Raw genomic sequence first — 18,418 nt, 5'->3', positions numbered from 1 at the left:
TTGTGTTTTAGAAAGAGGGTAAAGTCGGAAATACAAAAAAAGCAGAAAATGTAAAGAATTCCTGCTTTCCTAGTTTAATATTCATTTATCTTTTTTACACAATCTTTACTACATAGAAATTCCTTTATCAACAATTATTATCTTTGTTTTCACTTGAACCTTTGAGTCTTTTAAGGCCTCTGGCCATTTTTGTTTTACTTTTTTCCACTGTTTATGTTCGTAAGAGCTTGCTAAGATTCCAAGGCCAATTGGATCTACTTCATCATCCTGTAAATTATTGACAAGTTTATTTAAATCCTTTTCCAATGAAGATCTAATTTCCTTACTTAATTTACCCGCGGTTTTGTCGCTCAACGGATAAGGAGATTGTGAAATCATGATGGGGATTGTTAATGATATTTTAAAATTAAAATGGTTATGATCGAATGTGCAATCTACTTTTCTTTTAATAGCCTTTACATTATAGCTTCCTTGTCTAAAGTCAATTAGCGGTTTATTTTCCTTTCCTTTCTTTCCACTAGCTATAGTAGTCATCGGGGCCAACTGACCAGTTTTATTACCCTGAAGCATACGTAATAACTGCGTTTCTTTTATGGAAAGAGTTCTTTTTATTAAAAAATTTCGATCTAATAAAGCTACACCACTAACTTCAAGCTCCCCGTCTTTAATGGACATTTTTGGAAAATAGGGTGTTATTCCTTTTTCGAACTCCATCAGATGAAACATTCGAATCGTTGTTCGAATTGTAATATTTCGAAAATCAGCAGTTTCGATTAACTGAGGAATAAAAATTGATAGTCTAGGCTTATCTTTTGGGTTTAAATCTACAAGTTCCGAAACAGATCCATCAAAATAGACAAGATCGGCATTTTGTCTTAATTTTGGATCACGATAGAATACATCTAAAACAGACGTCCAAGTTTTATTTTCGATCAATTTAGTGCTGACCAAAAAAGCTTGGAGCTTCCCAGCTGAAGAAACACCAGTTACCCTTGCGTCAAATAAATTACGAGCTTCACGTACGGATGAAGCATCTACCATGATCTGTTCATTCTTTTCTTCGGCTTCTTCACTAAAAACGGGGCTGGACATAAATATTTTTAGTTGGTCGTTTTGTTCATCGGCGTCGATTCCTAATATTAGTCCCATTGTGATATCTTCAATATTTACTGTTTTTTTGCACCCTGTTAAAAGCACGAACAATATCAAGCTAATCGTTGCGATTTTTAGACATTTCATCCAATCACCTTATTCCCTAATGAACGAACCCAAATTAAGATTAAAATAATTAACATTCCGATCGAACCATACGTAGATAATAACTGCATGTAGAGGTTATTTTGTTTAAATGTTGGAATGAAGAAACTTGTTAAAAATAAAAATACACTTGATAGACCGATGAATAGATAATCAATCCGTTTTTGCTGAAACATTTCCGCTAGATTAGTTACACCAATCCAAATATACATAATCCAAGTTTTCGAAATAACCATTAGAAAAAGTGAAAAGAGAATAAAGTCTAATCTTTCAACGTATTGAAATTCAATGACACTTAAAATATCTAAAACTGGTTCAAAAATCATCCCAATCTCATCCGGACTGTATACGACAAAACAAATAATCGTAACATATAAGTAAAGAAAGGTTATCATACCATTTGCAATCATAACACCTTTAAGTGCTTTTTCTTTTTCTTCTAAATAAGGATAGAGAATGAAAATAATTTCTATTCCTAAAAAGGCTGTAACTGTTGTAGGGACAGCTTTAAAAATTGGGCTCCATCCATCCTTAATTATTGGCAAGATAAAATGTATATTGCTTTGCTTTAAAGTGAAGAGGAGCATAATTAAAAAAAAGATAACGATCGGAAAAATAATTTCAACATATTTTCCAATAATTTGAATACCACCTGTTACGAATTGATAGGTTGGAATTAAAAACAATACGATAAGTATCATTAATGAAGACTCTTGTAAAATATATGATTGGATAAATAAGATAGTTCGCAAAAAAACGACAAACCCCGTTCCAAGAAAGAAAAGGGTAAAGAAAATGGAAAATATCGTACCAATCACTTTCCCAAAACTATGAGTAAGGTAGGTATTAAATGAGCAGTTAGGGTCTTTTTCCCGTAGTTTTACAATCGCGACACTAATGATTAAAGAGAGTAAACCTCCTATTAATAAAGAAATCCATCCACTTGTTCCAGCCTTTTCTTCTAATACCCGGGGTAAAGAAATCACCCCAATTCCAACTTGTACACCAAATATTAATAAAACAAATTGAACAAACGTAACTTTAGGTGCGTTTTGTCTCATATTATTTCCTCTTTTTTTGATTCGTTATGTGTTGATTGAAAAGAATTGATAGTGCACTGTTTTGATATTTCTTCTTTAACTGTTTAAAGTTCATAGGAGAAAATGGTTGACTAAAGGATTCATTATAGCTGGATAATTTTAATCCGTGGGCAATAATGATCATCGTACTTGCAATAATACCAATAATCCCAAATATTGAAGCCATAATCATAATAGGGAATCGTAAAATGCGTAAGCTTGAAGCCATATCATAATTCGGAATAATAAAAGATGATATAGCAGTTAATGCAACGACAATTACCATGATATTACTCACAATTCCAGCTTGTACGGCGGCTTGACCAATGACAATTCCACCAACTACCCCTACTGTCGTACTAATTGGAGTAGGAAGACGAATAGCTGCTTCTCTTAACAATTCAAGCGTTATTTCCATAATAATAGCTTCTACAAGCGGATCAAAAGGAACATTTGCACGAGATTCGCCAATCGATATAATTAATTTTAATGGAACTACATCATAATTAAATGACACGATTGAAATATAGATTCCAGGTAAATAAAGTGTTATGAAAAGTGCGATTATTCGTAAGAAAAAAATAAAAAATGTTATTACTGGCCTAGTTGATGAGTCATCAATACTTTTGAAGAACGAAATAAATGACCCAGGCAATATAATTACTTCGGATGATCGATCTAATACGATCACAACTTTTCCTTTTTGGATTGCTTCTGCTGCAATATCAGGTCTTTCTGTCGTGACAAGCTGAGGCAAAAATGATAACGGATAGTTTTCCATCATTTGAGCCAATTGGCTTGCGTTTAGAATCGAATCAAATTTAATTGTAGAAAGTTTTGATTCAATCTCAGTAACTAGATCTGGCTTGGCTACACTATTTAAATAAGCGAGTGTAACTCTAGATTTATTTTCTATGCCAATTTTTGTTTCTTTGAATAATAAATCGCGACTTTGAATATAACGTCGTAGCAATCCTAAATTATGTTGAGTCATCTCTACAAATGAAATTTTTGAACCTTTAATCGAATTATCGATACTTGGTGGAGAAAAGGGACGTATAGGAAAATCATCAACAGAATAGAGAAATGCTTTCACTTCACCGTCAATTAAAATAACACTTTTTCCCGCAAGTAATGAATGCTCTATGTCTTCTATTTTTTTTGTAGGTGTTGTATGACTATAAAAAAATTGAAATATATCTTCTTTATATTCAAGAATATTAGTTGCAAACTGGTCTATTTTTTCTTCATTTACTAAGCTATTTAAATAAATAATTACACCCTTTTTCTCCCTTAACATTACATTTTTAACTTCTAAATCTGAGGTAGGAAACAATGTCCGAAGAAGTTCAATATTTGAATTTAAATTTCCCTCTTGGTCAATAAAACTAGAGCGGCGTTCTGTAGTGTCCTTCAATGTCCCTCACCCCATTCAAAGTTACATTTGTTACCAGTCTTAATTTGCACATTTTAGGTGAATACTATTCTGATTTGATGTTGAGTAACTTTTTTACTTAGTTAAGGGCGTATGTAGTCTGTTTCTTTACAAATGTGTACCTCGTTAATCAGATAAAAGTTGTTCACTAAGCTTAGATTATACGATTGCTAAACAGTCACAGTTAAGTATAAAATCACCCTAAAATTACCAAAATAAATAATAAAAAATAGTAAAAGGGTGAGTTACTTGAGTATCGAATTCCAGGTTGGAAAAGATTACGAAAATGGTTCAATTAAAGACGTTTTACACGATTTAGGTTTTCAAGAAGATGGTAGAGCGTTTAAAAAAGACGGAAAGAGATTTAGATATGAAGGCTGCGATAAGTATCAAAGCTATATCTTTTCTGTGACGATGAATCAATTAAATTAAAGTATTATCCAAAGACCTTTCCAATTTGATAAGGTCTTTTTGTTTTGTCCTGAAAAAAGATAAAATCTAATTGTATTTTTATAAAAAGTACAGAAATTTATCTAGTATGACTCAAGTGTAAATGATAAGGAACAGATAAAAAGTAGCGAACACAATCAGCTAAATTTTAACTAGTTTTTCTAAAAAAAAAGAATTACTAAGTATAGATTATTAAGTTTAAAAAAAGTATGATGACAAATTAGGCGAGTGCATTGTACACTACTTTTTTTCTCATAGTACCAATGAATCTTGAAGGATCAAACAAATAAAACTTTAGAGGTATAATTAGTAGACATGCTAAATAGAATGATACAAAGAACTAGTCCTAAGTAGGTTTTAATAATAGGACTAGTTCTTTTTACGAAAAATCGTTGTTCTATACAAGTAGGAGGGGCAATTATGAACTTTACAGATTATCTAATAAATGTAAAAAAACTTAATGAAGTCAAAGCGAGTCAATATAATCATAGACTTTCAACTTTAAAAAAATATAGAATTTATAACAATGAAAAAGTATTAAGTGTTCATATGTTAAAGAGGATTAAAAGTCTTTCCAAAGATACAACAAAACAATATTTAAGGACGATTAATTATCATATTGAATTTTTGAATGACAACTATAGGATGTAACAAATGTTTATTAATTCTAAACTTAGTTTTTCTGCTCAAAATCATGTTTGAAAGGGCACTCTTAAGGATAAAATCCTGATAGATTGTCTTTTTTTATTAAACAGTTTTTGAAGGGGATGTAGTAAATATGAAGAATTTTTATAGAGGAAGTATTTTATTTATTTTAATGCTTTTTATAACGAGTGGATGTAATGGAAATACACTTAATACAACTAAAATTTCAGATGAGACAAAGGTGGCGAATGTTACGATGAACCCTTCTTTTTTTGTAGATCCATCAATTGATTTTTCAACTAACCAAATGACCTCTATTATTATTGAATTTAAAACGAAGCCTGCTGTGGTAGCCGTTAAGGAAGCAGAGGCAGAGGGAAAACAACTTACTTTGGAAGAAGCGACTAAGCAAGTAGAAGAAAGTCATGCAAAATTTCAAGAAGAATTAAAAACTCTTCTAGAAGACCAAAATGTGCCTTATACGATTAGGCATGTTTATAAGACTGCATTGAATGGTGTATCAATGGAGCTACCTGGCAAAGATATAAAACGTTTATCACAATCAACAGTGATTGCAAGAATCTATCCAAATAAAAAGGTGCATATTATGCCTCCTGTCACACCGTATAATCAGAAATAATAATTCATTGAGTGCCTCAAAAGTTTACACCTTTTGAGGCACTCTTTTTTAAAATGAAAATTTGAAAATTATAAATTACATCAAATACTATTTCATTAAAAACGATTAATTAAACCTTTTTAATCTACAAAAACAAAATAAATTTGCTATTATGATATAAAAAAGCTAGAAGTGAAGGTGAAACAACACGATGGAAATTCATTTAGTTGCAAAAGATGAGTTAGAAGCTTCAGGGATTAGGTGGGTCGTGGAGTCGCACTTTACTGGTATTAACCTTGTTTCTTGGAAAACAATGGGAGAATTTGAAAAGGCTATTCAAAAGCAACAGCCTGACCTTGTCATATTTGATATGGATCACTGGAAAAATGAGAGTGAAAGATTTGGTGATTTAATTCAAAAATTTTCAATTCGTTGGTTAGGTATTTCATCCGAGCGAATTTTTCAAACTGCCTATCTTGCATTACAATATCGAGCGGAGGATGTATTGTTTCGCCCGTTTTCTCCTACTGATTTAATTAAGCATATTCAACAATTACGCTATCAAATTCGTAACAAAGAACGTTACTTTACTAGAAACAAAAATGAAGAAATAAGCTCTTTTAATATAGATTATCCCGACCTTTTTTTGAATGAACGAATGTATGATGGTCCAATTACAATGGTTGCATTTTTGACACCGAACTCAGGAACACTTCCTCTTGTCTATAAAGCATTAGAACGAAATCCCTTTACCGGGAAAAATCGTTTATTCGTAGGATCTGACTTTATTTTAAGTGTACATGAAGTTGATGAAGTATTATTACAGGACGAATATAATGGATTTCTTGCTCGTTGGAAAGAAATGATGGATGAGCCTCTTGCAATCGTAATGAAAGTTGGTGCTCAGGAAGAAACATTAAAAGATATATTCGAGCAAACACTTCAGTTAACACGAAGAATCTTCTTTGAAGGCTATGATATTATTTTGGCTGAAAACGAACCAATGGAATTTCAAGAAAAGGATCCATTTCTTACACCTCTAGAGCAACGCCACTGGATTGAAATGCTAGAAAAAAGAGATGCAAAAGCAATTCGAGACTGGATGGAACGAGAATTTTTAACCTTTCAGCAGCCTTACCCAGATCCAGAAATTGTTCGAATTCGATTAACAAGTGTACTTGCGCAAATAAGAAGATATATGAAATCAAATAATCTTCAAAATGCATCATGGGAAGGTACTTATTATGACATTTTCCAAAAAATTGTACATGGACCAATCATCTATCAAATTGTGCAAGAATTGCTTGATTTTACAACAAGTCTATTACTACAAGGGCATGATTCTTCCCAAGAAGGCCATCGTACATTAGTTGAGAAAACAAGGGAGTTAATTGAATCGAATTATTGGGATGCCGGATGGAGCTTAACAGATTGCGCTGATGCACTCCGGATTAATAAAAGCACACTTAGCCGTCGCTTTGCTGCCGAATCAAATCATTCGTTTAGAGAGACACTCCATGAAGTGCGAATTAGAGAAGCAAAACGATTATTAGATGAAACGGACTTACCACTAGATGAAATTTCAAGGTTAATTGGCTATTCTCACCAATCATATTTTAATGCAAAGTTCAAACAACTTGAGGGGTGTACTCCCTTAGTTTATCGATCAGGATTGTAGGAAGTGGTTTCATTTAGAAGTAAAAGCTCATTTTCTTTTGATAGACGTAAAGTTGTTACTTGAGGTGAATTAAATTTGTTAGCTATTTGATATCTGGAGCTTGGCTTGTCCAAGTTATTGGAATTGTAATATTTGTGTGTGCTATTCTTCATACAAAAGAGCGCCATGCAATAGCTAGAAACAGAGGGAGTATTTATTTTACAGTAGAACTTTTTTTATTCATGCCATGGTATGTTTTAAAATCTGTATTTATTTTATTAGGAGCATTTTTTATTTTATTACCTTTAATCTCTTAGGTTAATTTTGGTGTGGGAATATTGTAGATATAGCTAAGGAATAAGATTATTATCCGGAGATTGATTTAATGAAAGGCTACAAAAGTAGTCTTTTTTTATTGGTATTCAAGAAACCGTGATAAAATTATAAACGTTAATCTAACTAGAATAGGCGGTAAAAAAAGTGAAACTACCAATTTTTAAATACAATCCAAATCCAATAAAATTAAGTGTCATAGTTGAAGAAGAGACAGTTTGTCCTGTTTGCGAGGAGAATCGGAATTTTGTTTATGGAGGTCCATTTTACTCAGAAGAAGATGTTGAAGGAATTTGTCCATGGTGTATAGCGGATGGTTCAGCAGCTAAAAAATATGATGGCGAGTTTCAAGATTTCGATTCTTGTGATGAAGTTGATCGTGAAGAATATGTAGATGAATTGATTTATCGAACTCCTGGTTATACAGGGTGGCAACAAGAATACTGGCTTAGTCATTGTGGAGATTTCTGTTCGATTATTGATTATGTTGGATGGGAAGAAGTTAAACATTTAGAAAAAGAACTAGAGACTGATCTAAAGAGGTTAAGTGAAGAGTATGGCTTATCAATTCAAGAATTTAAAGATGCTTTAAAAAATGAAGGGAATTTACAAGGCTATTTATTTCAGTGTAATTGCTGTAAAAAGCATCGTCTTCATGCTGATGCATCATAATTAACTTTTTTCTATTGATTAATTATTATAAAATTAACTTTTGTGTAGAAAAAAATGAAAGGGGTTGCAGCAATGTACGAATGGAACAAATTACTATTAGTTGGAGAACAAGATGGGGTTAAAGGAGATTTTAATACATTAACTTCTATGATGAATTATGTAAGATATACAACTTTGGAAGCTATTAAAGATATTACAGTGGAGGAGTTAGATTATTTGCACACTCCAACAGGTAATACAATTGGAATGTTACTAACGCATATGGCAGGAGTGGAGTACTGGTATCAACTTAATACATTTGAAAATCGAGATTTAAATTCGGAAGAAGAAGAGAAATGGTTACCTGGTTTAGATTTAGATGAACATGCTAGAGAGACAATTAAAGGTAATAATGCAGACTATTATATTAATCTATTAAACACGGTTCGAGAAGGAACTTATGCAAAATTTAATACATTTTCAGATGAGTGGTTATATGAGAAGACAGAGTTTGGAAGAGAAAAAGCTACAAATTACTTTAAATGGTTCCATGTTTTTGAGGACGAAATCAATCACCGTGGTCAAATAAGAATGATTCGTAAATTATTTAAAAATGCTTAAAAATAGCCTGTATCGTCGAATTATTAATCGATGATACAGGCTTAAATTTTAGATTTTCCCCGTCTTTTCTCTCATATTAACTAGTGTCGTTCGTTAATACATTCCTATCCAATTGTCAGAGTTAGAATATGCTAATTGTCAAATGTGTTCAATTTCTTTTACATAGTTTTCATTTAAAATAGACTAATTAATTAGTAAAAAATGAGATAGTTTATAAAAATACAATTTAAAGTTAAGTAATGTGAAATAAAATATAAAATAATCATTATTTTATAATAAAATATCGGAAAATTCGTGTTAGACTGAAAATATCACATCAAGGGGGTATTAAATTATGAATACGGTTACAGTCGATAAAGTAGTTAGATATAGAGGTACGGAATTAAATACAAAAGGTTGGCAACAAGAAGCAGTTCTTCGTATGTTAATGAATAATTTAGATCAAGATGTAGCAGAGCGTCCAGAGGATCTTGTTGTATATGGTGGAATTGGTAAAGCAGCTCGTAATTGGGAGTGCTTCGATGCGATTGTTGATTCATTAAAGAATTTAGAAAATGATGAAACATTATTAGTTCAATCTGGTAAACCAGTAGCGATTTTTAAATCTCATACTGATGCGCCACGTGTTTTAATTGCTAACTCAAATCTAGTACCTGCTTTTGCTAATTGGGATACTTTCCACGAATTAGATAAAAAAGGTTTAATGATGTACGGTCAAATGACAGCAGGTAGCTGGATTTATATCGGTTCTCAAGGTATTGTTCAAGGAACTTACGAAACATTTGCTGAATTAGCAAAACAACATTTCAATGGCACACTTGCAGGTACAATTACTGTTACTGCTGGTCTTGGTGGAATGGGTGGAGCTCAACCACTTGCTGTTACAATGAATGGCGGAGTTTGTATCGGGATTGATGTAGATGAAACTAGAATCGATCGTCGTATTGAAACTAGATATACAGATGTAAAAACAGATTCATTAGATGAGGCAATTCGTCTAGCTGAGGAAGCGAAAAAAGAAGGAAAAGCATTATCAATCGGTCTTGTAGGAAATGCAGCTGAAATTTTACCAGAAATGATTGCTAGAAACTTTATTCCAGAAGTATTAACTGACCAAACGTCAGCGCATGATCCATTAAACGGTTATACACCATCAGGAATGTCTTTAGAAGAAGCGGCAGAATTAAGAGCTTCAAACCCAGAACTTTATGTTGCTCGTTCAAAAGCTTCAATGGCAACTCATGTAAAAGCAATGCTTGAAATGATGGAAAAAGGATCTGTGACATTTGATTACGGTAATAACATCCGTCAAGTTGCGAAGGATGAAGGAGTAGAAAATGCATTTGATTTCCCAGGATTCGTTCCAGCTTATATCCGACCACAATTCTGTGAAGGTAAAGGACCTTTCCGTTGGGTAGCATTATCAGGTGATCCTGAAGATATTTACAAAACTGACCAAGCTATTTTACGTGAATTTGCTGATAATGAGCATTTATGTAATTGGATTCGTATGGCTCAAGAAAAAGTTCAATTCCAAGGTTTACCTTCTCGTATTTGCTGGTTAGGTTATGGAGAGCGCGCTCGTTTCGGTAAAATCTTAAATGACATGGTTGCAAGTGGTGAATTAAAAGCACCAATCGTAATTGGACGTGACCACTTAGACTCAGGTTCTGTAGCATCTCCAAACCGTGAAACTGAAAGCATGATGGATGGATCAGATGCAGTAGCAGACTGGCCGATCCTAAATGCAATGATTAATGCAGTTGGTGGAGCTACTTGGGTATCAGTTCACCATGGTGGTGGAGTAGGAATGGGTTACTCTTTACACGCTGGTGTTGTAATTGTAGCAGATGGTACAAAAGAAGCAGCGGCACGTATTGAGCGCGTATTAACAACAGACCCTGGAATGGGTGTAGTTCGTCACGCTGATGCAGGCTATGAGCTAGCCAAACAAACTGCTCGTGAAAGAGGAGTAAATATTCCAATGCTTGATAAAGGGACTGATAAGTAATGACAAAACCAATTTGGATTAAAAATGCAGCTCAATTAGCAACGCTTGCTTCTGAAGTGAAAGGACCTCGCTCAAAGGAAGCAATGTCAGAGCTTGGTTTAATTGAAGACGGAAGCTTATGGATTGAAGATGGAGTAATCCAAGCTGTTGGTACAACAAAAGAGATTCAAGATCGCTATGCAGAAAAAATTCATGAAGCAGAAGTAGTTGATGCATCAAACCAACTTGTTACTCCTGGTCTAGTGGATCCTCATACACATGTTGTATATGGTGGAAGCCGAGAACGTGAATTTGAAATGCGTCTTCAAGGTGCAACATATATGGATATTATGAATGCGGGTGGCGGAATTCATGCGACTGCCCGCATGACTCGTGAAGCGAATGAAGAAGAATTGATGGCACAAACGATGCGTCGTCTAGATTCATTCATTGCACATGGCGTGACAACTGTAGAAAGTAAGAGCGGTTATGGAATGGATTTAGAAACCGAGCTAAAGCAGTTAAGAGTTATGAAAAAATTAAAATATATGCATGCAGTTGAATTAGTTCCTACTTTTATGGGTGCTCATGCAGTACCGAAAGAGTTTAAAGGACGAGAAGACGGATTTGTTGATCACTTAATTAACGACATGCTACCAATCATCGCAGAAGAAAAACTAGCTGAATTTAATGACGTTTTCTGCGAAAAGGGTGTATTTACGCCAGAACAATCAGAGCGAATTTTAGAAGCAGGGAAAAAATATGATCTAATTCCAAAAATTCATGCTGATGAAATTGAACCATATGGCGGAGCGGAATTAGCTGCAAAAGTTGGTGCTATTTCAGCCGAGCATTTATTAAAAGCTTCTGATGAAGGTATTGCTGCAATGGCTAAATCAGGAACAATTGCTTGTCTTTTACCTGCAACAGCACTTTATTTACGTGAAGATGCTGCAAAAGGTAGAAAAATGGTAGATGAAGGGGTAGCTGTAGCCATTTCAACTGACTGTAATCCTGGTTCTTCACCAACAACGTCGATGCCACTTGTCATGAATTTAGCATGTATTTCAATGAGACTTACTCCAGCTGAAAGCTTAACGGCAGCAACATACAACGCTGCGTGTGCTATTAATCGCCAAGATAAAATTGGTTCTCTTGAAGTTGGAAAGCAAGCAGACATTGTATTGTGGAATGTAAAAAACTATCAAGAATTACAATATTTATTTGGTGTTAACCATGTAAAATCTGTTTGGAAAAAAGGTAATAAGATTGTGTAATTAGTAGCAGAAAATGATAAATATTTTGGGGGTCCCTTCTGATAAAAACTTAAATAGGAGGAACTAGCATTAATGAAAAAAAATTATAGATTCTTTATCATTTTTATGATCATTATGATCACGATTGTTAATTATATCGACCGTGGTGCAATTGCGTATGCACAGGCAGAGATCATTAAAGAATTTGGACTAAGTCCCATAAGTTGGGGTGAGATCCTAGGTTATTTTGGATATGGTTATATATTCGGGGCGTTATTTGGTGGAGCTTTCGCCGACAAAAAAGGACCTAAATTTATGTGGTTACTTGCCGCAACAACCTGGTCAATTTTTGAAATAGGCACTGTATTTGCTGGACATTTAGGTGCAACATTATTTGGTGGATCAGCTTTAGCTGGATTTGCAGTATTCCGAGTATTATTTGGACTTGCGGAAGGGCCTACCCTCTCAACAATGAATAAAACAATGGCTAACTGGGTTTCTCCGAAAGAAAGAGGGTTTGCAGTTGCGCTTGGTTTAGTAGGTACACCAGTAGGAGCACTAATTACTGCACCAATCGTAGTTGCTCTATTATCAGTTGCAAGTTGGAAATTGACATTTATTATTCTTGGGGTAGTTGGTTTAATTTGGGCATTTATTTGGTCTAAAGTATTTACAAACCTACCAGAAGAAAATCCAAAAGTCACAAAACAAGAACTTGAAATCATCCGTTTGAATAATCCGGTTAGTGGAAAAAGTGAACAAGAAGCTACACCGTGGTATTATTTTTTCAAAAATCCTACTCTAGTAATGAATGCAATTGGTTATTTTGCCTTTTTATATGTAAATATATTATTACTTACTTGGACGCCAAAATATTTACAAGATGAATTCGGTTTTTCTTTAGCTTCATTAGGATTAGTTGGAATGATTCCTTGGATTGGCGCTATTTTTACAGGATTATTAGGTGGGAAAATATCAGATTCACTTCTTAGAAAAACAGGGAATTTACGTATTGCTAGATCATGGTTCACAGTTATTTCATTGTTCTTTACAGCAATTTGTTTCATGCTAATTCCAACAGTTCAAAGCGCTACAGCAGTCTTAATCTTAATGTGTATTGGTAATGCTTTTAACTATTTACCAAACTCGATTTATTGGACAGTAGTATTAGATACAGAACCTAAAAAAGCTGGAACATTTGGTGGCGTAACACATTTCATCGCAAACCTAGCTACAATTATTGCACCAACCTTAACAGGTAGCCTAGTAGCAAAACATGGATATAGTGCAATGTTTATAGCAGCATCAATCGCAGTAACATTAGGTATGGTTGCCATGATCTTTGTTAAACCGGGGAAACGAGTACAAACTGCTCGACCTTCGAATGATCTTGCGGGTTAATAAAATGGAAAAAGAGAAATTGTTTCGGCAATTTCTCTTTTTTTGTTTTTGATGACGCTTCCAAATATTGGTATATGCTTTATGTTCTAACAATTTTTAAAAATTATTAAAATAGTAATACCTTAAAAAATAGGGGGGACTATAGTTGAAAAAAAGAAGGAGAAATACTCCATATTTTACGTTTTTGGCTTGGGCATCTTTCTCTATTTTTAGTGTTCTAACTTTTATTGGACTTTACCATTTAGATGAACCATTGTATGTAAAGGGTTATTATTTAATGGGAGCTATTGGAATTATTGTATCATCATTTATGGTTGCAAAAGTTACACGTGATAACCAAGAAGATATGGAAGACGAGCAATTTGAGGAAGTAAAAAAAGGAAAGAATGAAAAATTAGAAAGTTAATAGATGATAATTCAGTCGCTAATGCGGCTATTTTTTGTTTAGAAAAATGAATTTTGTTCAATAAAGAGAATAAATTATTAACTTCAAAAAGGAACTTAATGAACTTGACATGCAACTAATTAGTTGCTTATTATATAAATATTGGGGAGGTCGAATGAAATAGATAAGGTTTTTAAAGCACTTGCCGATTCAAGTCGTAGAAAATTGCTTGATGAATTATTTATAAATAACGGACAAACATTAAGTGAATTGTGTCAACTTCTTGAAATGAGTAGACAAGCAGTAACTAAACATCTAGTAATATTAGAAGAAGCAAATCTAGTTGTAATAGAGTGGCATGGTCGAAATAAGCTCCACTATCTTAATCCTGTACCGATTAACGAAATTTCAAAGCGATGGATGAACAAATACGAACATAATCGCTTAGATGCACTAAGTGAATTAAAAAAACTTGAGGAGGATTAGAACAATGAATAAACCACAATTTGTTTATGTTACATATATCGCAACTACACCAGAAAAACTATGGGAAGCTTTAACAAGTACTCAATTTACTGAAAAATACTTTTTCGGAACTGCAATTGAATCTGATTGGAAAGTAGGCTCAACGGTTTCTTATTTACGAAATGGTGAAGTTACAGATTATGGAACGATTCTAAAATGTGAGCCATATCGTTTACTTTCATTCACATGGAATCATACAAACGATCCAACGAACCGTAAAGAACCATCAATCGTCACATTTATATTGAAAGAATTAGAGTCAACAGTTAGATTAACGCTGAAACATGAAAATCTTGAACCGACTGATTTAGTAGATCGTGATGATACGTTTGAAGGATTAAACAATGGCTGGCCAGCGATTTTAAGTAACTTAAAAAGCTTACTTGAAACAGGAAATACATTACCACCTATTTCTATTTAAGAATTTAATAGGGGCAGTCCCCTAAGTCAGGTTAACTGACGGAGGGACGCCCTTTTTTTATTGTAAAAATATTAGGGAAGTGGGCGTATCTAAAACAGTGAGTTGATCTGATTGCTCTTTTTTTATAAGGTTTTTGTCTATTTTTTTCTAAAATGAAAAGAATTGAACCATGTTTGCTAGTATTCTATTTGAAAGTAACTACTATTGTACAAATTCTAGGTCATAATACCTTAACTGGTATGGGTAATTTCTTGTTTTAATGGCGATTCTTTGGAATTTAATTGCAGTTTTACTAATTTTAATTGCGATTCTCTATTTTTAATTGCAGATTTCCCAATTTTAATTGCGATTCTAAGATTTTATTTGCAGTCCACTGTTTTTTTCCATGACTTTTCGTTACCCTTTATTTTACATATATCGTATTATAAGATATAATCGTATCGTACGATATAAGGAGGATCAACATGAATAAAGAAATTAAACAATTGAATCAATTATGGACTGATATTTACTATCTTTTACGATATAAGCATAAAGAAAATATTACGCACCAAAGCGTTCGAATTTTACAAATTATTGATAAAGAAGTTGAAGTTGGGATAAAGGATATTGCTGAAGGAATTAAAGTCTCTCACAATACAGCGTCAGAACATGTTAAACGTTTACTAGAAAAAGAATATGTTTATAAAACTCGTGGTGAGATTGATCAACGAAAAGTAATCCTAATGCTTACTGATTTAGGGAGAGAAGTTTTGTTACAAAATTCAAGTTTAAATGAAGAAAAACTTCAGCAGCTTCTTTTTGAACAGATGACCGAACAAGAAAGAGAAACGATTTTAAAAGCCTTTAATTTAATGAAAGAGAGGGCTCAGAATGTATGCGATTATTAAAATATTTACTTCAGCCATTATAATCGGAGTTATTACCGAAATTGCACGTCGATTCCCTTCACAGGGTGGATTGATTGCGGCGTTACCTATTGTTAGTCTTTTAAGTTTAATATGGCTAAATGTTCAAGGTGAACAGGTGCAAACATTGAGTAAATTTGCTTATGGAGTCGTACTAGGAATACCTGGTACGGTCGTGATGCTTTTAATTATTGGATTGGCTCTTCAGCATTCAATGCACTTATTTAGTTCAATCGGGCTTGGAATCTTAGGATGGCTTGTTTATATTTTTGCTCAAGATTTAGTAGTAAAACATTTGTTTTAATTTAAGAGTAGTTTTTCCGACTTTTTACAATATTGATAAATAATTTTTGTTATAATTATTCAAAAAAAACGCTAATTTATAGGAGATAACATGCTTAAAAAACTAAAAATATGGGCGAAGAAATTAAAGCGCCAAATCTTCACACTTTATTTTGCTTGCAAGGATGAACGCGTTCCGTGGTATGCAAAAGTATTCATAGTTTGTGTAGTAGCATATGCTTTTAGTCCGATTGATTTAATCCCTGATTTTATTCCAATTTTAGGCTATTTAGACGATGTAATTCTCATTCCTATAGGTATTTATATTTCTTTAAAGTTGATACCAGACAATGTAATAGTTGACTGTGAAATGAAAGCAGAAGAAATGATGAAAAAAGGTAAACCTAAAAATTGGATCGTCGGATCATTCATTTTGATGATTTGGTTTGTGATTTTTATTTGGGTAATTTTCAAAGTTTATCAATTAATTAGTTAAGTATAAAATGGGATTTTAGATTGAATGGAACACGGCTGTCCTTTTGAGAGGGCAGTCGTTTTTGTTTTACGATTAAATGTTTTTTTTAAAAATTATTTGACTTAATACATCTGTGCTTTATGTCACGCGTATTTACTAGATTAGTCCATATGCCACCTTGACAGTTATTCATTAGAGATTTCTAATTAAGAGAGTAGAAGTTTTTAAGAATTTTAAAGTTAAAGGCAGTACTAAATAGATATTCAAAATAACTAAAGGAAGAAGGGAAGGAAAGTGAATTTAAAATTGTTCCATAAAATGATGGACTATATGCGAGAAAGAAACATGAATTTAACTCAATTAGCACGAAATTCTACTATTCATTTGACTGAAATTAGCCGTATTTTAAATCATAAACAAACTCTTTCTTTACGTAATTTAGATGCTATTACTGCAGCTTTAAACCTGAGCGAAGGTACTTTATATTCAGATTATATTGAAGAATGTTTTAATGAAAACGGGATATTAGATAAACGAAGAAGTATGGAGTTTTTATATAAATGTGCATTATTTGGATATCAAGATCAGCTAAAAGTTATTTTTAATAAAGTTTTGGATGAAAGTCAGAAAGCGATTCTAAAGAAGAATTTAAATTATATTTTTTTAGTTGCTGAAAAGCTTTTTGAAGAAAATAAAGAAAGGGAGGCATTACCGCTTTATGAGTGCATAATTGAGAGTATGCCCGATCATAATTCAACTCAATTGGCGAAAAGTTATTATAGGAAATATTACGTAGTCAGGACAACGGATCAGGGACATGACGCTGAAGTACATGCTTTGAGGCATTTAACGAAATTGACAAAGGAGTTACAATTATCAACTTATTTATGGATCATGGCTACTTGTTATCTCCGCCAGAATTGGAAAAAGGTAATGTATTATGCACAAACGTTAGAGAAATTTGCTAAAGAAGGAGATTACTATGGTAGAGCACTTCTTTATCAAGGTTTTGCATTGCTTCGTCTAGGTGGTTCATTAGAAGAGGTTTTAAGTATTATAGATCGTTATTCAAAAGTTAATGATTATTACAGGGACTTAGCTATTGGAAACAGATTTGTAGCTTACTTAGAATTTGAACAATATGAACATGTTGATGCGTACTTAGATTGGTTGGAAGTTAGGGAAGACTTGTTTGTTGGTTTACCTAGGATTTTAGAAGTTTATGTAAAGCTTGAGCGGATTGAAGACGTTGAACGATTGTTAAATCGATATTTTAATATTTTTGAAGAAATAGCTGAGAGTAAAGAACCATTTAGGCAGCAAATGCATTTGAAATTCCGTTACTCACATGCTTTGTATCAATGTGCAAGAAATAAAATAACTGAAGGAATACATGAAATCCTAGATGTTGCCATAACTGCAATAGAACTAGGTGTACTAAAAGAGTATGGAAAATACCTTTTGATGTACTGGAAATATAGACATTATATTAATTCGGAGCATGAACGAAAATATTTACAAATACTAAGTAAATAACTAGTGAGTCTTAAAAGAACGATATAAAAGAAGAGAGCCACAAGGTAAATATTCCTTGTGGTTGTTTATATTTTTTTGAATTAAAAATCTCTGCTTACCTTCGATTCTCTAGCCTAGGATTCATCTTTCTTGACATTAAATTTCATAAAGAGACTTTTTTTGTTAGTTTGACAGAATTTTCAAAATAGTTAAATTACATAAAGTCTTTTTATAATAAAACTCGTAAGATTATTTAATTGAAGGGGGGAGAAAGATGAGAAAGAAGATTACCAAACGTATCACTCCATTGACGCTAAGTATGGGGCTAATTTGCAGTACATTTGCACCAATTTCTGCAGTTTTCAATGTGCATGCTCAAACTACTTCATCAATTGAGCAAGTATTATCAAAACTTACTCCAGGTCAGAGACAAGCTTTAAAGCAACTTCAAATAAACCCCTAAAAAGAACTATAAAGGTAAAAATTTAGATAGTGTGTTAAAAGCGCTTGATA

Annotated in this window: 20 protein-coding genes; 17 read left to right on the top strand and 3 right to left on the bottom strand. The window is 33.0% G+C overall.

Annotation, left to right across the window (positions count from 1 at the left end; translation table 11 throughout):
- Nucleotides 1–108: 108 nt before the first annotated feature.
- The 3 genes from CN946_RS06675 to CN946_RS06665 are packed head-to-tail and all read right to left on the bottom strand — an operon-like array spanning nt 109 to nt 3,753.
- On the bottom strand, nt 109–1,239 hold the full coding sequence (locus CN946_RS06675; protein ID WP_098860427.1) for a Ger(x)C family spore germination protein: 1,131 nt from the start codon (nt 1,237–1,239) through the stop codon (nt 109–111).
- A complete protein-coding gene (locus CN946_RS06670; protein WP_098860426.1) occupies nt 1,236–2,318 on the bottom strand; it encodes a GerAB/ArcD/ProY family transporter in 1,083 nt (360 codons plus the stop codon). Before CN946_RS06670 ends, CN946_RS06675 begins: the two co-directional genes overlap by 4 nt.
- Before the next feature lies 1 nt (nt 2,319).
- Nucleotides 2,320–3,753: a spore germination protein gene (locus CN946_RS06665; protein ID WP_098860425.1), complete on the bottom strand. Its 1,434-nt coding sequence runs from the start codon at nt 3,751–3,753 to the stop codon at nt 2,320–2,322.
- Between the two features lie 267 nt (nt 3,754–4,020).
- Here CN946_RS06665 and CN946_RS06660 point away from each other — a divergent pair, with 267 nt between their 5' ends.
- From CN946_RS06660 to CN946_RS06575, 17 genes are all read left to right on the top strand, one after another.
- Nucleotides 4,021–4,203, top strand: a complete 183-nt coding sequence (locus tag CN946_RS06660) for a hypothetical protein (RefSeq protein WP_098860424.1) — start codon at nt 4,021–4,023, stop codon at nt 4,201–4,203.
- Nucleotides 4,204–4,641: 438 nt separating this feature from the next.
- Nucleotides 4,642–4,872, top strand: a complete 231-nt coding sequence (locus CN946_RS06655; RefSeq protein ID WP_069035062.1) for a hypothetical protein — start codon at nt 4,642–4,644, stop codon at nt 4,870–4,872.
- Between the two features lie 127 nt (nt 4,873–4,999).
- Nucleotides 5,000–5,506 carry a protease inhibitor I9 family protein gene (locus CN946_RS06650; protein WP_286133847.1) on the top strand — a complete coding sequence of 169 codons (507 nt, stop codon included), beginning with the start codon at nt 5,000–5,002 and terminating at the stop codon, nt 5,504–5,506.
- 190 nt (nt 5,507–5,696) lie between these two features.
- Entirely contained in the window at nt 5,697–7,163 is a 1,467-nt protein-coding gene (locus CN946_RS06645; RefSeq protein WP_098860423.1) for a response regulator transcription factor, read from the top strand.
- Nucleotides 7,164–7,622: 459 nt separating this feature from the next.
- Nucleotides 7,623–8,147 (top strand): CbrC family protein, encoded by a 525-nt coding sequence (locus CN946_RS06635; protein ID WP_098860421.1) that lies wholly within the window; start codon nt 7,623–7,625, stop codon nt 8,145–8,147.
- A gap of 72 nt (nt 8,148–8,219) precedes the next feature.
- Nucleotides 8,220–8,747: a DinB family protein gene (locus tag CN946_RS06630; protein WP_098860420.1), complete on the top strand. Its 528-nt coding sequence runs from the start codon at nt 8,220–8,222 to the stop codon at nt 8,745–8,747.
- Nucleotides 8,748–9,081: 334 nt separating this feature from the next.
- Complete coding sequence (hutU, locus tag CN946_RS06625) at nt 9,082–10,758, top strand: urocanate hydratase (protein ID WP_098860419.1); 1,677 nt, start codon at nt 9,082–9,084, stop codon at nt 10,756–10,758.
- A complete protein-coding gene (gene hutI / locus CN946_RS06620; protein WP_098860418.1) occupies nt 10,758–12,014 on the top strand; it encodes an imidazolonepropionase in 1,257 nt (418 codons plus the stop codon). The genes hutU and hutI overlap by 1 nt, the downstream gene beginning before the upstream one ends.
- A gap of 72 nt (nt 12,015–12,086) precedes the next feature.
- A complete protein-coding gene (locus CN946_RS06615) occupies nt 12,087–13,394 on the top strand; it encodes an MFS transporter (protein WP_098860417.1) in 1,308 nt (435 codons plus the stop codon).
- Nucleotides 13,395–13,539: 145 nt separating this feature from the next.
- The gene (locus tag CN946_RS06610; RefSeq protein WP_098860416.1) at nt 13,540–13,800 is read left to right on the top strand and encodes a YiaA/YiaB family inner membrane protein; all 261 of its coding nucleotides are present in this window, start codon (nt 13,540–13,542) and stop codon (nt 13,798–13,800) included.
- 141 nt (nt 13,801–13,941) lie between these two features.
- On the top strand, nt 13,942–14,265 hold the full coding sequence (locus CN946_RS06605) for an ArsR/SmtB family transcription factor (RefSeq protein WP_218012643.1): 324 nt from the start codon (nt 13,942–13,944) through the stop codon (nt 14,263–14,265).
- Nucleotides 14,266–14,269: 4 nt separating this feature from the next.
- The gene (locus CN946_RS06600; RefSeq protein ID WP_098860415.1) at nt 14,270–14,725 is read left to right on the top strand and encodes an SRPBCC family protein; all 456 of its coding nucleotides are present in this window, start codon (nt 14,270–14,272) and stop codon (nt 14,723–14,725) included.
- Between the two features lie 464 nt (nt 14,726–15,189).
- A complete protein-coding gene (locus tag CN946_RS06595; RefSeq protein WP_098860414.1) occupies nt 15,190–15,615 on the top strand; it encodes a MarR family winged helix-turn-helix transcriptional regulator in 426 nt (141 codons plus the stop codon).
- Complete coding sequence (locus CN946_RS06590) at nt 15,599–15,937, top strand: DUF3147 family protein (RefSeq protein ID WP_098860413.1); 339 nt, start codon at nt 15,599–15,601, stop codon at nt 15,935–15,937. Before CN946_RS06595 ends, CN946_RS06590 begins: the two co-directional genes overlap by 17 nt.
- A gap of 90 nt (nt 15,938–16,027) precedes the next feature.
- On the top strand, nt 16,028–16,411 hold the full coding sequence (locus CN946_RS06585) for a YkvA family protein (protein WP_098860412.1): 384 nt from the start codon (nt 16,028–16,030) through the stop codon (nt 16,409–16,411).
- Nucleotides 16,412–16,684: 273 nt separating this feature from the next.
- Entirely contained in the window at nt 16,685–17,926 is a 1,242-nt protein-coding gene (locus CN946_RS06580; protein ID WP_098860411.1) for a helix-turn-helix domain-containing protein, read from the top strand.
- Nucleotides 17,927–18,179: 253 nt separating this feature from the next.
- Entirely contained in the window at nt 18,180–18,368 is a 189-nt protein-coding gene (locus tag CN946_RS06575; protein WP_098860410.1) for a hypothetical protein, read from the top strand.
- The last annotated feature ends 50 nt before the right edge of the window (nt 18,369–18,418 follow it).

This window comes from Bacillus sp. AFS053548 (genome assembly GCF_002575105.1).
Classification (GTDB): Bacteria; Bacillota; Bacilli; order Bacillales; family Bacillaceae_G; genus Gottfriedia.
Note: the sequence above shows the minus strand (reverse complement) of the source record. Positions and strands in the feature narration are given on the sequence as shown.

Coding starts and splice junctions, on each gene's coding strand:
- CN946_RS06675 (WP_098860427.1), bottom strand. CDS start 1,239: ATGAAATGTCTAAAAATCGCAACGATTAGCTTGATATTGTTCGTGCTT.
- CN946_RS06670 (WP_098860426.1), bottom strand. CDS start 2,318: ATGAGACAAAACGCACCTAAAGTTACGTTTGTTCAATTTGTTTTATTA.
- CN946_RS06655 (WP_069035062.1), top strand. CDS start 4,642: ATGAACTTTACAGATTATCTAATAAATGTAAAAAAACTTAATGAAGTC.
- CN946_RS06650 (WP_286133847.1), top strand. CDS start 5,000: ATGAAGAATTTTTATAGAGGAAGTATTTTATTTATTTTAATGCTTTTT.
- CN946_RS06645 (WP_098860423.1), top strand. CDS start 5,697: ATGGAAATTCATTTAGTTGCAAAAGATGAGTTAGAAGCTTCAGGGATT.
- CN946_RS06630 (WP_098860420.1), top strand. CDS start 8,220: ATGTACGAATGGAACAAATTACTATTAGTTGGAGAACAAGATGGGGTT.
- hutU (WP_098860419.1), top strand. CDS start 9,082: ATGAATACGGTTACAGTCGATAAAGTAGTTAGATATAGAGGTACGGAA.
- hutI (WP_098860418.1), top strand. CDS start 10,758: ATGACAAAACCAATTTGGATTAAAAATGCAGCTCAATTAGCAACGCTT.
- CN946_RS06615 (WP_098860417.1), top strand. CDS start 12,087: ATGAAAAAAAATTATAGATTCTTTATCATTTTTATGATCATTATGATC.
- CN946_RS06600 (WP_098860415.1), top strand. CDS start 14,270: ATGAATAAACCACAATTTGTTTATGTTACATATATCGCAACTACACCA.
- CN946_RS06595 (WP_098860414.1), top strand. CDS start 15,190: ATGAATAAAGAAATTAAACAATTGAATCAATTATGGACTGATATTTAC.
- CN946_RS06590 (WP_098860413.1), top strand. CDS start 15,599: ATGTATGCGATTATTAAAATATTTACTTCAGCCATTATAATCGGAGTT.
- CN946_RS06585 (WP_098860412.1), top strand. CDS start 16,028: ATGCTTAAAAAACTAAAAATATGGGCGAAGAAATTAAAGCGCCAAATC.
- CN946_RS06575 (WP_098860410.1), top strand. CDS start 18,180: ATGAGAAAGAAGATTACCAAACGTATCACTCCATTGACGCTAAGTATG.